The organism is Streptococcus oralis (genome assembly GCF_003942585.1).
GTDB lineage: Bacteria > Bacillota > Bacilli > Lactobacillales > Streptococcaceae > Streptococcus > Streptococcus oralis_BE.
In genome coordinates this window covers 257,443-272,207 of record NZ_RJNK01000001.1, presented here as the reverse complement: position 1 = coordinate 272,207, position 14,765 = coordinate 257,443, and the positions used below count along the sequence as shown (strand labels likewise).

Annotated in this window: 19 protein-coding genes; all 19 read left to right on the top strand. The window is 35.0% G+C overall.

Features of this window, described 5'->3' with window-relative positions:
• Window positions 1-208: 208 nt before the first annotated feature.
• The 19 genes from D8862_RS01390 to D8862_RS01300 all read left to right on the top strand — a co-directional run bounded on the left by D8862_RS01390 (window position 209) and on the right by D8862_RS01300 (window position 14,762).
• The gene (locus D8862_RS01390; RefSeq protein WP_125448417.1) at window positions 209-1,345 is read left to right on the top strand and encodes an AlbA family DNA-binding domain-containing protein; all 1,137 of its coding nucleotides are present in this window, start codon (window positions 209-211) and stop codon (window positions 1,343-1,345) included.
• Window positions 1,346-1,702: 357 nt separating this feature from the next.
• A complete protein-coding gene (locus D8862_RS01385; RefSeq protein ID WP_125448416.1) occupies window positions 1,703-2,509 on the top strand; it encodes an alpha/beta hydrolase in 807 nt (268 codons plus the stop codon).
• 11 nt (window positions 2,510-2,520) lie between these two features.
• Entirely contained in the window at window positions 2,521-2,649 is a 129-nt protein-coding gene (locus D8862_RS01380; RefSeq protein ID WP_096407254.1) for an ADP-ribosylglycohydrolase, read from the top strand.
• 104 nt (window positions 2,650-2,753) lie between these two features.
• Window positions 2,754-3,371, top strand: coding sequence for an SAP domain-containing protein (locus D8862_RS01375; RefSeq protein WP_125448415.1), 618 nt, complete (start codon window positions 2,754-2,756; stop codon window positions 3,369-3,371).
• A gap of 40 nt (window positions 3,372-3,411) precedes the next feature.
• Entirely contained in the window at window positions 3,412-4,266 is an 855-nt protein-coding gene (locus tag D8862_RS01370; RefSeq protein ID WP_125448414.1) for an ADP-ribosylglycohydrolase family protein, read from the top strand.
• Window positions 4,267-4,295: 29 nt separating this feature from the next.
• Window positions 4,296-4,685 (top strand): DUF7668 domain-containing protein, encoded by a 390-nt coding sequence (locus D8862_RS01365; protein WP_125448413.1) that lies wholly within the window; start codon window positions 4,296-4,298, stop codon window positions 4,683-4,685.
• Window positions 4,686-4,918: 233 nt separating this feature from the next.
• Window positions 4,919-5,584 carry a hypothetical protein gene (locus D8862_RS01360; RefSeq protein WP_125448412.1) on the top strand — a complete coding sequence of 222 codons (666 nt, stop codon included), beginning with the start codon at window positions 4,919-4,921 and terminating at the stop codon, window positions 5,582-5,584.
• 161 nt (window positions 5,585-5,745) lie between these two features.
• The gene (locus tag D8862_RS01355) at window positions 5,746-6,402 is read left to right on the top strand and encodes a DUF443 domain-containing protein (RefSeq protein WP_260467895.1); all 657 of its coding nucleotides are present in this window, start codon (window positions 5,746-5,748) and stop codon (window positions 6,400-6,402) included.
• A gap of 60 nt (window positions 6,403-6,462) precedes the next feature.
• Complete coding sequence (locus D8862_RS01350; RefSeq protein WP_125448410.1) at window positions 6,463-7,185, top strand: hypothetical protein; 723 nt, start codon at window positions 6,463-6,465, stop codon at window positions 7,183-7,185.
• Between the two features lie 30 nt (window positions 7,186-7,215).
• Window positions 7,216-7,575, top strand: a complete 360-nt coding sequence (locus D8862_RS01345; protein WP_125448409.1) for an insulin activator factor — start codon at window positions 7,216-7,218, stop codon at window positions 7,573-7,575.
• Between the two features lie 171 nt (window positions 7,576-7,746).
• The gene (locus tag D8862_RS01340) at window positions 7,747-8,628 is read left to right on the top strand and encodes a diacylglycerol/lipid kinase family protein (RefSeq protein ID WP_125448408.1); all 882 of its coding nucleotides are present in this window, start codon (window positions 7,747-7,749) and stop codon (window positions 8,626-8,628) included.
• Between the two features lie 63 nt (window positions 8,629-8,691).
• Window positions 8,692-9,183, top strand: coding sequence for a phosphoribosylanthranilate isomerase (locus D8862_RS01335; protein ID WP_125448407.1), 492 nt, complete (start codon window positions 8,692-8,694; stop codon window positions 9,181-9,183).
• Between the two features lie 176 nt (window positions 9,184-9,359).
• The gene (locus D8862_RS01330; protein WP_125448406.1) at window positions 9,360-11,099 is read left to right on the top strand and encodes a glycoside hydrolase family 13 protein; all 1,740 of its coding nucleotides are present in this window, start codon (window positions 9,360-9,362) and stop codon (window positions 11,097-11,099) included.
• Between the two features lie 93 nt (window positions 11,100-11,192).
• Window positions 11,193-11,642, top strand: a complete 450-nt coding sequence (locus D8862_RS01325) for a hypothetical protein (RefSeq protein ID WP_125448405.1) — start codon at window positions 11,193-11,195, stop codon at window positions 11,640-11,642.
• The gene (locus tag D8862_RS01320) at window positions 11,629-12,015 is read left to right on the top strand and encodes a hypothetical protein (protein ID WP_125448404.1); all 387 of its coding nucleotides are present in this window, start codon (window positions 11,629-11,631) and stop codon (window positions 12,013-12,015) included. Before D8862_RS01325 ends, D8862_RS01320 begins: the two co-directional genes overlap by 14 nt.
• Before the next feature lie 89 nt (window positions 12,016-12,104).
• Window positions 12,105-12,371 (top strand): hypothetical protein, encoded by a 267-nt coding sequence (locus D8862_RS01315; RefSeq protein WP_125448403.1) that lies wholly within the window; start codon window positions 12,105-12,107, stop codon window positions 12,369-12,371.
• 12 nt (window positions 12,372-12,383) lie between these two features.
• Window positions 12,384-12,938: a DUF6892 domain-containing protein gene (locus D8862_RS01310; RefSeq protein WP_125448402.1), complete on the top strand. Its 555-nt coding sequence runs from the start codon at window positions 12,384-12,386 to the stop codon at window positions 12,936-12,938.
• Between the two features lie 69 nt (window positions 12,939-13,007).
• Window positions 13,008-13,334, top strand: a complete 327-nt coding sequence (locus tag D8862_RS01305) for a hypothetical protein (RefSeq protein WP_125448401.1) — start codon at window positions 13,008-13,010, stop codon at window positions 13,332-13,334.
• A 273-nt stretch (window positions 13,335-13,607) separates the two neighbouring features.
• Window positions 13,608-14,762 (top strand): hypothetical protein, encoded by a 1,155-nt coding sequence (locus tag D8862_RS01300; protein WP_125448400.1) that lies wholly within the window; start codon window positions 13,608-13,610, stop codon window positions 14,760-14,762.
• The last annotated feature ends 3 nt before the right edge of the window (window positions 14,763-14,765 follow it).

Here is a 14,765-nt window from a genome sequence, read left to right as displayed (position 1 = left end):
AGGGATGAATTACAAAGTCCTATTGATTATGGCACGGTAATAATTGATATTGATAATCCCAATTGACTGGAAGTTAATTACTATACTGGTTGAAAAACCAGAGGGTCAATGAGATTTGAGACAAATAATCGTTTTGAGTAGTTGATTTTGTAAACTTGTAAATTGTGTATGTACATATCTTTTATAGAAAACTAAGGAGCAATTAGTCATGAGTTTTTCCAAGACTGCTATTATGGACCTGATTAGTCTAAAAAGAGAAGGCGAGTATTGGGATTTCAAAGAAAAATACCATCAAAATAAGGCTAAATTTATCCATGATATTCTATGCCTTTCTAACATACCTTCTAGGAATGATTCATATTTAATTTTTGGAGTATCAGATCATGGGGAAATAAAGGGAGTCAGCAATGATGAAGGCAGAAAAACTCAAGCCATGATTGTAGATATGCTTAGGAATGCTAGTTTTGCTGGTGGAAATGTACCGTTTATAACAATTGAAACTATAACTCTTAATTCAAAAGAAATTGATGTGTTAATCATAAAGAATTCCGATAATACACCTTTCTATTTAGAAAAGAAGTATAAAGATGGGAAAACATGTATTCCAGCTGGGACAATATATACACGAAGGCAGGATACTAATACCCCAATTGATAGCGTTGCGAGTCAACAAGAAGTTGAATATCTATGGAGAAAGCGATTTGGAATTGATTTATCACCGTTTGATAGATTACTCCATTACATAGAAGATAAGGATGGATGGGAGAGTAATTCTGTTGGAAGATATTATAAGCAATTTCCAGAATTTGTTTTTGTAGAGGATAAGGATTCTGAAGATAGAAGTAGATATGTGTACTACGCTCATAATATGATGAACAGTAGGCACTATTTCATGTCTTATCAATTCAAATACCATCAAACAATTCTTTATGAGGATGAGTTGATTGTGATGGATTCAGGTAGATACACAACTTCAAGTCCTAGGTGGGAGATTCTTTCAATTGATAAAGAACAAAAAATTGATGTTTCTTACAATTATTTTATAGATGGAAGTTCAGAATGGCTAATTCACAAATTTCTTCTTGACGAAAAAAACCAAGAAGCTTGTTCGGCTCAAAGAAGGTTTCTTGAGTTGATACTTGTTTTTGAATCAGTGCAAGAAAAAGAAGAATTTGATAAACTTATAGTCAAAAACCTAATATACGAAAATTTGGATATTTTTTGTAAACCCAAATTGTGTGGAGATACTGCGAAACGAACAAAAATAATTAATACCCACGATATTCAAGTGGCCAAGTTTTTGAATGCGAAATTAAGGGATTTTAGATCACATAAAAACTTTTAAAAGTATATCTGTGAAGTATGGCTGCCAGTAACTAAATCAGCATAATAGTAAGAACGATTTTCTCAAAATTTTCATTGCTATTTTGTATGTCGAAGATGTACTAAGTAAACTGATAAGTTACGTTTAATGGTTTAATTCAAATATTCGGACGGTCTTTATTTCGTTTCATAGTATAGGAAGATAACGTCAGCACATGTCGAGTGTGTAAGTTTGTTAGTGAAACATGGCTAATCCTCAAAAGGTTCACTGAACCTTTTGAGTCCCGCAGACGCATCATGCGGAGGCGGTATCACTGCTTGTACAAGCTGATTAAACATGGGTGTAGCTAGTGAAAGTCCTACAGTGAGGAGTTTAAACATGAAATTCCATGAATTTGGTGATAAGAATTTGCCTCCTATCTTACTAATACATGGTGGTGGCAGTTCTTGGTGGAATTATCTTCGTCAAGCACGAATCTTGTCAAAAGAATACCGTATTATCCTACCCACTTTGAATGGCCACGGCGAGGAATATCAACTTGATTATGTTTCTACTGAAGATTCTGCTTTGGAGATTCTAGACTATATAAAAGCAAACTGTGGTGGGAAATTGTTTGCAATCGGTGGTGTTTCACTTGGTGGTCAAATTGCTATGGAGCTTTTGTCAATAGACAGAGATATAGCTGAGAAGGCCATCATAGATGGAAGCCTCTGTATTCCTCAACCAAGTTTAGCTAAAATCAGCATTTTTCTAGTGTCTCTATTTGGTAAACTAATGTTCAATAAATTCTCTTGCAAACTTCAGTTAAGCATGATGAACAAACTCTATCCAAAACGGGCTTATCCAGAGGAAATAAAAGCTTATTATTTGGAGGATTTGCCAAGGACGCCTGTCAAAACATTGGTGACAATTTACAAAAACTATATGGGATGTTACAAGCTGAAAGATATGATTTCTGCTAGCAAGGCTCAGGTTCTGTATATCTATGGTGAAAAAGAATTGAACTGTGTGAAAGAATCAGCGAAATTATTTCATCAGCTACATTCAAATACAATTTTGTATGAAGCAAAGGGGTATAACCACGGTTATTTATCAGCTTACCTGCCTTATGAGTGGATTGATTTGGTGGTGCCATTTTTAAAGAGTGATTCATTAGAAATGTGTAACGAATCTGATATGCTATAAAGAGGAAACTTATGCTAGGAGCAATTATTGGTGATATTGTAGGTTCAGTTTACGAATGGAACAATATCAAAACGAAGGATTTTCCTTTATTTCGTGAGGATTGTTTTTTCACAGATGATACGGTAAGTCCGAACCGCTGAGTGTATGAACTTGTTAGAGAAACGGAACTATTCCTCAAAATAAAGAAACTAAAACTCCATTATTTCGAGATGACAGCCTAAATTGACTTTAAGGAGGTGTTATATTGATAGAGAGCAGACCTGAGTTTGATAAAATCATATCCTTTGATGAGTTTAATAAATACTATTGGTATCGTGATGAACTTTCACAGATATGCAAATCATTAGGGCTTGAATATAGAGGTACAAAACAAGAACTCAATGATATTATTGAGCAGTACTTTAAGGGCAATTTGATTAAAAAATCATCAACAAAAAGAAATAAGAAACAAGTAGAAGTCGTTGCCTTAGATACGCCTTTACTTGAATGTGGATTCTCCTTTAATGCAAACTTTAGAGAATATTTCTCAACTTTAACAGAGGTTTCACCCTTCAAGTTTACTGCTGATATGGCCACTGCTTGGAGAAAAGTAAAAAAAGAACATGATTTAAGTTTTACCATTCAAGATATGCTAAAAGTTTATTATGGAAATTCAGATTATGCCAAGTATGACCATTCGGTTTGTCAATGGAATCAATTTTTAAAGGATTTCTGTGCAGACGAAAATAGTGGCAACTACTCGAATAAACTAAAAGTAGCTTCTATTCTTTGGAAAGAGGTTAGAAATTCAAGTAATGAAAAAATTTATTCAAAGAATCTTTTGACTAAATATGCTGATAAAATAAAAGAGTATGGCAAGTAGAAATGTCAGTATAAACCAATAGTTTGTAAGGAGGAATACCATGCTAGGAGCAATTATTGGTGATATTGTAGGTTCAGTTTACGAATGGAACAATATCAAAACGAAGGATTTTCCTTTATTTCGTGAGGATTGTTTTTTCACAGATGATACTGTCATGACCTGCGCTGTTGCTGAGGCTATTATGAATGGTGGTCACAAGGATGATTTTATCGATGCTATGAAGAAATATGGCAAGATGTACCCCGATGCAGGATATGGTGCTCGGTTTAGTAGTTGGATCAATAGTGACAATCGTGAGCCTTATAATAGCTTTGGAAATGGATCTGCTATGCGTGTTTCTCCCTGTGCTCGGGTTATGGACTGTGGTTTTTGTGCGAGAACTGGTATGACACCATCAACTAGAGAGCTTGCACGACTTTCTGCAGAAGTCACCCATAATCATCCTGAAGGTATCAAAGGCGCCATGGCGACAACTGATGCGATCTTTCTGTGTCGTTATTACTTTGGAGGTTATTGTGGGGATTATGAGCAACCAATCAACAACAATCCTACAGAGTGTAAAAGACGGATCAAGGATTATATTGAGCAGGAGTACGGCTACAATCTATCTCAAACTCTAGATGAAATCCGCCCTACTTACCGTTTCAATGAAACCTGTCAGGATACCGTACCACAGGCTATCATTGCATTTCTTGAAAGTAGAGACTTCGAAGATGCTATTAGAAATGCCATTTCCCTTGGTTGCGATAGTGATACTCTTGCTGCAATAACGGGGAGCATAGCTGAGGCGGCATATGGTATTCCGGACTGGATCAAGGAACAGGCCTATTCCTATCTAGATGAGCCGTTAAAGGATGTCATTGAACGATGGGAGCTTTACATAGCAGGAAAATGACGGTTTAGTTAAGTAGAAAGGTGGCAACGATGGAATTACTTGATAAGTATAAAAAAGAAAAAGTTATAGACGTTATCACAAATATTTTAAAGGCTATTCACTTGAAAAAATATGAAGACATTATGAATTATGTCTATGAGTCAGAGATTGACGATTTAAATGAATTTTTTGGTTATGTTGAAAAGACATTAGAATTAAATGATTTTGATACGATTGATGAGTATGGTGTGGAATGTCATTTCAATCCACCTTATGAGTATTCTCAATTGGAGATTTATGATTATGATGACCAGACTGGGTTTGCTGTTGATTATGATTTGACTTCAAATTCTGAACTAGTAGATATGAGATTGCAAGTAGAGTTTCTATATACATACAATGGCTATACAGTAAGATTTCTTGATGTCGATCCTGGTTAGGAGAAGTTTAACAAGCAATATCCTTGATACACTATTTATACAGGCATTTAAGATTTTCTTGAATGTCTTTTTTGTACAAGAGTAAGGTCAAAGCTTTTAAACTATCAAGTTTTCCTATCAATAGGTCAATTGTCTTTAAATGCATTTTATGAATGAATCTAAATGGTTATAGAAAGCCATTTCCAGTATGTTCATGCTATAATAGTCTTAGACTTCGTGATTTGGAGATATAAATGAAAAAATATAAACATTTATTATGGCTTTCTGGCTTGGTAATCATACTGGTATCGCTGTTTTCATTGAATGGATGTAGTTTGGGTGGTGAGACCATTCCCAAAAACAGAACAAAAGAACAGTACGAATTTGAAAAAACGTTTGAGCCTATATTTGAATTCTTGGAAAAAGACAAGAAAGAGTTTAATGGGTTAGAAGCTTATCAAAGTAGTGTTTATGTAACAGTTGGAGACGACGTAAAGAATTATGAAGTTAATTTAGATACTACTATAGCGGACATTAAAGGTAATTACACAATAACACTTGGGGATACTAAAGAAACAGTTCCTGTTACTTACTCTAATGGGAGATTACAGTACGAATCGAAGTTAGAACCTTTGTTTGATGAGGAAATTCTCAATTTAGTTGTTAAAAGAGAATATTTCGCTTCTTTAGATGTAAAAGAGACTTTTAAGAGTCCGGAAACAGAGCTTTTTGAAATTATTTACCAGCCAGAGAATCATTCTGAACTCTTTAAAACTTTAAAAAACAAGTATGATTTTCCAGAAGACACCAATTGTCGAGTAAGAATCAAACACTCCAGTGGAAGTATTTATCGGATTTCTATACAAATGAAATCGATGGATAAGTCAATTCAAATAGATTTAAGAATATTTGAAAAATAGGGAGAATGGCGTATGAACGAAATTGAAAAAAGTAATCGTCGAGTTGAAATGTCGGCTGTATTATCGAAAGTAGTGTTGAATTGGAAATGAAATATTGTAAAGTGTTTGCGAAATTGAATCAAGATTTGTTAAATTAGTCAGAAAATGTTTGGGTGGTAAATGTGAAATTAAAATTTAAAAATTCAAATATGATGTGCTTTCAAATTGTTCAGATAGATCAAGAATCGAAGAAGTATGTCATGGATACAAGTACTATAAGCCCCAAGAGTTATTACTGGGGATTAAAAACAGATACGATTACAGTAGACATGGTGGAGATTGAAAAGAATAATAACCAATTCGAGATTAAACCCAGTAGACCTGTAAGTGCAACAATGGGAGCCATTATCGTTCAACCAATCGTCAAGGTTAGCTATGATGCGCTGAAAAAATTTTTTATTCACAATAGTATTAGCGAGCAAATATTATTAAAGTTATTACTCTTTGCAATTTCTATGCTGATTTCTTATTTTGCAATTCTGATTTCATTAAAGTTATCCCATAATAAAGCAGATAAATGGATTCCTCAAAACAGTAATAAATACACAGTTACCTTTACAACTGTTCAGAAAAGTAATGGAGGAGTATATCCTTTTGTTGGAGCAATTGCCCTTTGTTTACTTTTCTTTCTTGGTTTGAATAATGGAACAGAAGGAGCTTTTTTGGTGATTAATGGAATCGTATCGTTATTCTTTTTCATGTTTACTATAGGAAGTTTTCCAATCGCTCATCTATACAAGCATAGTCAAGTTGAGGTTGAAAATATTGAGAAAATATAGAATAAACAATATCGTAAATAGTATTAATTCAGGCAGTAAATCAATTCAGAAAGTGTTTGGGTGGTGAATGTGAATAGGAAAGACAACACAAAGATTTCTAGTATACAAAGAGAAAGATACCATGGTCCTTTGATTACAGATGGTGTCAGTTTAGTTTATATTAAGTTATATCCATGGATTGGTTTGGCATTAAGCGGTTTTATGTATTTGGTTGGAAGTTATGAAGATAATCTAGGTATCTTTAAAGGGATTTCTTTGTTTTGCGGTGTTGTGAATATACTTGGTGTTATCATTTCTTTTATTCCCTATTTGGTAAACGCCTGGAAGGCTTTAATATATTATTTAATAGCCCTCACAGTGTTAAGCTTAGTGATAGGTTTAGATTTTATTGGTTTATTAATGGTTATTTCAGACGGCAGTCCTATAGGAGCCAAGGAGATATATCAATCCCCTCTCACTCCATTTTATGTTATCTTTATATTACTTCTTTTTATCTTTGCATGCGGTCTTTATGCTTGGTATTATCTGCCAAAGAATCAGGGGAAAGTCTGGGTCTTTAATCAAGTAAAAGGGGGAAGTAGAAAGAAAACATGGTGGAATAATTTTGCTATAGCTTTTGCTGGGGCAACAATCATTCCCGCCCTCCTAACAGGTTATATTCAGATTGCTTTTGGTGTTTTATTGGGAATTTTATTTACTTTGCCCCTGCCAGCTGTAATAGTAGATGCTATTTATGCAGCTATTTATATAAAAAAGCGCCCTCATAGCGATGAATTAGTTTAAAAATAAAAATAATTACGAAGAGGATTTAGTATGAAATCAAATAGTTTATTTTTTTTTAATGGAATCTTTGCTTTAACGTGTTCTCCTATTATTGCATATGCTTTCTTCTATAGATGGGAGATAAGATTTATCAATGGAGCTCTTCATTTTGTTGATAAACCAGCATGGGCTTTTTCAGTAAATTTAATTAGTTTTATATTTCTTGTTTGTTCTATACTTGCAATTTTCATTTATAGAAAAGAATCAAATGGTCGTAAGAAAAGCTTTTTGTTTCTTTTAGTTGCATCTATCACAGGTTTTATCCCCTTCCTTTCATTTTTTTCAGCAATTTTTGCACTTATTTCTGGGATTTTATATTTGGTTGATTTTAATCGATTGGTAAAAAAATAAACTAGAAGGTATTTATCATTTTCAGCATATCCAACTTTTTTTAGAACTGATTCTCTCAATCTCCGGTACATCTGATTTCTATTTTCTGAGTTTTCATTATATAATAGCATTATATGTAATGATAAATGTAGCTACGCTAATATTTCTATTTAAAATTCAAGGAGAAAATCAATGAAAAAAGCAATGTTAATTATCAACCCTACCTCTGGTGGGGAAAAGGCTTTGGATTATAAGGACAAGCTGGAGAATAAAGCCAAAGATTATTTTGAGCACGTGGAAACCAAAATTACCGAAAAAGCGCTGGATGCAACACATTTTGCTGAAGAAGCTTCTCGTGAGCAGTTTGATGCAGTGGTTGTTTTCGGTGGAGACGGGACTGTCAATGAAGTCATTTCGGGTATTGCTGAGAGAGACTACATTCCTAAGTTAGGGATTATCCCAGGCGGTACGGGTAACCTCATTACGAAACTTTTGGAAATCAATCAAGATATCGATGGCGCGATAGATGAACTCGATTTTAATTTAACCAACAAGATTGATATCGGTAAAGCAAATGATAACTATTTTGGTTATATCTTTAGTATCGGTTCTCTTCCAGAAGCGATTCACAATGTTGAAATCGAAGACAAGACAAAATTTGGTATCCTTGCCTATGCTGTAAATACCATGAAGTCTGTCATGACGGATCAGGTCTTTAACATTAAGATTGAGACAGAAAATGGAAATTATGATGGTGAAGCAAGTCATGTTTTGGTTCTCTTGACCAATTACTTCGCTGATAAGAAGATTTTTGAAGAGAATAAAGATGGTTATGCCAATATTTTGATTCTAAAAGATGCTTCTCTATTCTCTAAATTATCCGTCATTCCTGATTTACTAAAAGGAGATGTTGTCGGCAATGATAATATTGAGTATATCAGAGCGCGTAATATTAAGATCTCTTCAGATAGTGAATTGGAGTCAGATGTTGACGGCGATAAATCGGATAACCTACCTGTAGAAATCAAAGTCCTAGCTCAGCGAGTAGAAGTATTTTCAAAACCGAAAGAGTAGAAGGTAAAAATTAGTTTATCTCTCACAGAGAAATAAGGTTTCATATCAACGATTGGAGGAGGAATGAATTCTCTATTTGATGAATTTCGAATAATTTGTTCACATTTAAACCAGGTCGGAATTACACCGACACTGATGGGTTCTTTGGGATTAGAGTTTAGATCGAAAGAAACTTGGGGGCCGTCTGACATTGACATTCATGTGCCTGGTGACCCTAGAGGTTGGGAAGCACCTGATCATCTCAGAATTTATGAGTGGGACAAGATAATGAAAGTGATGAAACACTTAGGCTATGCCTTAATAGATATTCATGAGCATGAATTCCAAAAAGATGGTCTGAGTGTTGAATTCGGAAGTATCGATTCTTTACCTGATTTTGCAGGAGTTTCGGAATCGGATATAGAGCTGATTCATCTCGAAAATATCACTTTTCGCGTTCCAAGTTTGAAACAGTTTTTAAGTATTTACAAGGCTTCTTCCCAAGATTCTTATCGAAATGATCACAATAACAATAAGGATTTTAAAAAAATTGAGTGGCTGGAAAGACATTTGTAAATTATCATATGAAAAGTAGTAAGTTGTATGACTGGCTGCTTTTTTATTTATAGAAACAAACCACTTGAAACTACGGACAAGCCTTGCAAATAAAATACGAAAGTAGTATACTAGAATCACAATTATGAAAACGTTTGCGTAGTAAGATGAATAAAAGTAAACTAGGAGACAGAACAATGGAATTAACAGCCATTTACCACAGACCAGAGTCGGAGTATGCTTATCTTTATAAAGATAAGACAATGCACATTCGTATCCGAACGAAAAGAGGAGATATCGAAAGTATCAACTTACATTATGGAGATCCCTTTATCTTTATAGAGGATCGTTATGAAGCAATCAAGGAGATGACCAAAGTCACCTCCGATGCTTTGTTTGATTACTGGCAAGTGGAGATTACAGTTGGCTATGCACGACTCCAGTATCTCTTTGAACTCAAGGATAAGCAAGGTCAGAGTATCTTATATGGCGATAAGGGATGTGTTGAAAACACGCTAGAAAACCTTCATTACGAAGGAAACGGCTTTAAAATTCCTTATATCCATGAGATTGATGCTTGCCATGTTCCTGACTGGGTGGCAAATACAGTTTGGTATCAGATTTTCCCAGAACGCTTTGCTAATGGGAACCCTGAGATTTCACCTGAAGGTGCGCTAGCTTGGGATTCCTCTATCAAACCAAAGACGAGCGATTTCTTTGGTGGGGATTTACAGGGGATTATTGACCATCTGGATTACTTGCAAGACTTAGGTATTACAGGTCTTTATCTCTGTCCGATTTTTGAATCCCCAAGCAACCACAAGTACAATACGACGGACTATTTCAAAATTGACCGTCATTTTGGAGACAAGGAAACCTTCCGTAAACTGGTGGAGGAGGCCCATCGGCGAGGCATGAAAATCATGCTGGACGCTGTTTTCAACCATATCGGAGACCAAGCTCCACAGTGGCAGGATGTTCTCAAACATGGTGAAGATTCTATTTATAAAGACTGGTTCCATATTCAAGACTTTCCAGTGACCAAGGATAAGCTGGGGAATCCAAGAAAGCTCCCTTATCATACCTTTGCCTTTGAGAGCTATATGCCTAAGCTCAATACGGCAAATCCTCAAGTGAGGGACTATTTGTTGAGCGTTGCGACTTACTGGATTGAAGAGTTTGATATCGATGCTTGGCGCCTGGATGTTGCGAATGAAGTCGACCACCAATTTTGGAGAGATTTCCAGAAGGCTGTCTTGGCTAAAAAGCCCGACCTTTATATTCTTGGAGAGGTCTGGCACACCTCCCAGCCTTGGTTAAATGGCGATGAATTTCACGCAGTCATGAACTATCCTCTCTCTGACAGTATCAAGGATTATTTCTTACGAGGGGTTAAGAACCCTTATCAATTTATCGATGAAATCAATAGCCAGTCTATGTACTATAGACAGCAGATTTCGGAAGTGATGTTCAATCTGCTGGATTCGCACGATACAGAGCGCATTTTGGCTACTGCCAAGGGAGATAGCCAACTTGTTAAGTCTGCCCTAGCCTGCCTCTTTTTACAAAGAGGAACACCGTGTTTCTACTATGGAACCGAGTTAGAGTTAGACGGAGGGCCAGACCCAGATTGTCGTCGTGCTATGCCTTGGGAACGTGTTTCCGAAAGCAATGAGATGCTTAATTTCATGAAGAAATTGATTCAGCTTCGTAAGGATGCTTCATCAATCATTCAGCATGGGAAATACAGTCTCAAAGAAATCAAGCCTGATGTAGTGTCCTTGGAATGGAATTATGATGGACAAAAAATCCAAGCTATTTTTAACCAATCAACTGAAAACTATCTTGTAGATAGTGATTCTATAGTGCTGGCCAGTCATTGCCAAGAATTGGATACTCAGCTTGTCATCTCGCCAAAAGGATTTGTTGTATTTTAGGATGATACGATAGTTTAATATAACATTATTTAGAATTTTTCCTTGCTGAAGTTTCTGTAAAATATTAAAACTAAGAAAGTGAGCAATAAACAGATGCCTTATAAAAATATTCTTCGAGACAAAACAAGGAGTGAGCGACGGGTAACTTGGGGTAATGTTGAAAAAGATTGCTATCAAGCTGAAGCAAAATTTAGTGAAAACACTGATTTTGAACTAGCTACAATTGTATTAACGGGAGAGAAACGCCAAGTACGGGTACGTTTTCCTTTTAGTCATTTCTATCAAATTATTGATAGAAATTTAGCTTCGGTAATTTGGGATATTCCAGTCAATCCAAGTAAAGGCGCTGAATATCCTCTCTACAGAATTGAAAATAGTTTTTTAATTGAACAAATTGTCCATAATGCAGGAGGAGTACTATACAAACAAGAACTTGAGCACTATCGGGTTCTTACTAATAATTTACTTATTGACATCATTCTCTATGAGGGGCAAAGTGGTGATATCCAGATAGAAGAGGTGGTGAAAAATGAAGTGGGATAAGATTGATAATGAGATTGAATATGATTGGTATGAATTGCGATGTCAACTATCAAGAGATAATCATCTCAAGGTTTCTTTATATGGTTTGAAAAATCAAAAGAGTATTTATTATCTTGATTTTGGAAAAGTATTGTTTTGCAGAGCAATAGATGAGGGTTGGGATTTGAATCCTTATGAAGAAAAGTTTGAAAGTGATGAAAAACAGCCTCATATACCTGATGGAGTTTTGTGGGAAGTCACTAATAGCAACCTTAAGAATCAAATCAAAAACCATTATCCTCAGCCGATTCACCATTTTCAAATTCTTGGTATTAATTTTGGGCTAGATGTAATCTCAGAAAACTTTCCAATTGTTATACAAGAAAGACTGTAATGATGGGGGACTATTCGTTCCAGTCTTTTTTCTATTTATGTAGTATAATAAAGGAAACACCGAGGCAAACCCTTAGAAAAAAGAGAACGATGAACCATCTAGTCCAATCTTTAAAAGAAAAGATCACTGACCAAACGTCCATGGTTCGACAAGTTCCTAATGACGATGAAGAATTTTATCAAATCCATTTAGATATTTTCTATAAGCCGACTAGTGAGAATGCAGAGTTTAGTGAGTCTATATGGGACGAAGATCTTGATGAGAACATCTTTGACTATATTCGAAACTCTGAGGTCTTTGCCTATGCCAAAGACAAGGAATACCTCAAAGTAAAAATTTATTTAGATGAAACTTAGTAAGGAGAAATCATGTTTAATTTTTTTAAGCGTAGAAGAAATAAGCAGCTTAATCATGACTTATATGACAATTCTAGAGATGGTCAAACTGTTACCGAAGAGAAACTGGATCTAGAAAACGATAACACAAAGGTGGATTCTGAAGAAATCCTCCATTTTGATCATTTGAATTTTAAATTAGCCATTATTCAGGTCTTAATGTACGATTTACAAGTATTAAAATCATCTTTTGATATTTATGATTTTGCTGATCAATACAGTGAAGAAGAGATTGATACTGAAAGCATGGAAGTTATAAGACCTGCTCTTGAGTATTTTGAAGCCTTATCTATTCCTAAGAAATATGCTGAAGAGGTCAAAGAAATTTACATGGATGGTGGAAATGAGATTTATATGAATATCATTCCACAATGGGATGGAGAGGATGGAACATTTGATTTAAATGAGCTCAGTTTATCCGAATTGCAACAATTTCCAAACTTGAAAGAAGCAACGATTTTAAGTAGCAATTTTGATAGCGTGAAAGAAGTCTTTGATGCGGCTGGTATTGAAGTAGAGCTATTATAATGTTAGTTATCAAGTCAATTCATGTTAAAACAATAATTTGCTCTCGCTTTAAAAGGAGTATGAAAATCAATGGATGCCAACACACTTAGAGTTGTGAAAATAGATAAAGAAGTACTTTATGAATTTATCTATGAAAACTTTATAGCACAACAGGAAGAATTGTTAGACATATCCAAATCTGAAGTGATGAATGATTTTGCAATAGATTGGGAAAAAGGGGAGTTTCTATTTACTGCGCATAGACAGGAAAACATGGCTGGAGAATTGATTTCCTTACCAGAAGGACTAAATGCGGAAACATTACTGGAAAACTTGCCTGTTACAACTGATTCTGTACTTAAACCAAATCAAATCTATAAAGATTATTCATTTGACGATTTGAGCAAATTTATTTGATGAGAGTATTTTATATCGCAGAGGTTGCAGATGCTAGAGTGCGGTGAGTTACAGTTAATTACAAGAGAAAAGTGTGAAAAAATACAATTCAAATCTGAGTTTACTCAATCTAGTGTAACTTACTCGAATTTAAATAGTCGATCTAGTGTTGAAGAAGTGAAGAGTTTATTTTCCACTCATACTATCATTAGAAGGAAGCAAGTCAAAGAATTCAACTTATAAAAGTCCCTTTATCGTAGAAAATATTGATTAGATAGCAAGGAAGAGGAAAAAATGAAACTATTTAAAAAAATTTCCTGTCTATTTATTATTATAGTTGGCGCCCTTCTACTAAGTGCCTGTACCTCGCATAAAGAAGACAAAGAGCGACTGGTTCGATATCTCAATAACGTCTACGGAGAAAATACTTATGTGATGAAAGAAGATCCCAGTCATCCCTATTATTGGTTTGTGACATTGAAGAATTATCCAAATATTCCCTTTACTTGTGGTGTGTCCCATGATTGGCTAGCAATGGGATCACCTTTTATTCATTCTGATTTTGAAGAAACCTTCTGCACAAGAGCTCTTGCGGAGTATAAAGAAGATCATAATCTAGGTGATGATGTCCTGTCCTATCTGCATCCCGTAAATTTTGTCTATTCTACAGAAGTAACAAATTTAGAACAACTAAAAGAATCCTATGACAAGATGTTGGACTTTATCAACTATACTAGCCTGAAGTATCCTATTTTAGTAGAAACTGATTGTTTCGGGGTACGAATGGATATCAGTGGTATTCGATTAAAGAGCTCGAGGAGGAATCTTGATGGGTCAATCGATACCGGTATTTATCGACAAGTTTGCAATGCAGAAAATGGGAAATTAAACATAACATCTTTTGAGGAAATTCGTCAAGAATTGGAATCCCAACTACGAACACACCCTGAGAATTCAAAGGGATTTGTATTTGTGGTAAACTCGATTTCTTTTGTACTTGGGAGTGATACACTTGATGATTGTTTAAATAAGGATGTTGAATTAGAATCCACCACAATAGGGGAACTCAAAAAGATTTACTTACAACCTGGAGAGGTCAGTGAAAGCTATATATTATCTAGAGTCTATAATGTTGGAAGTCTATCTTATTATACAAAATTTAAAATTCAGGTGAAAAACCTAAGCGATAAGGAATGTTCTCTTTTAGAGGGAAGGTTGGTGAAAGCTGTAGTCTCTGATCCGCCAAGTATGTATATTGGGGATGTTTATTTTGAATTTGATAAAAGAAAAGAGTTAACCGCTGATTTATATGACATGCTTGGAATAAAAAAGCCCTCCACTAGCGAAGAGGAGAGCGACGGAGTTCCCTATAAAAATATAAGAGTTTTGTTTAAGATGAAGGTCTATTTCAAAGAGATAGATAGGGTTACATTATCCTATCAGGAGTAGGGA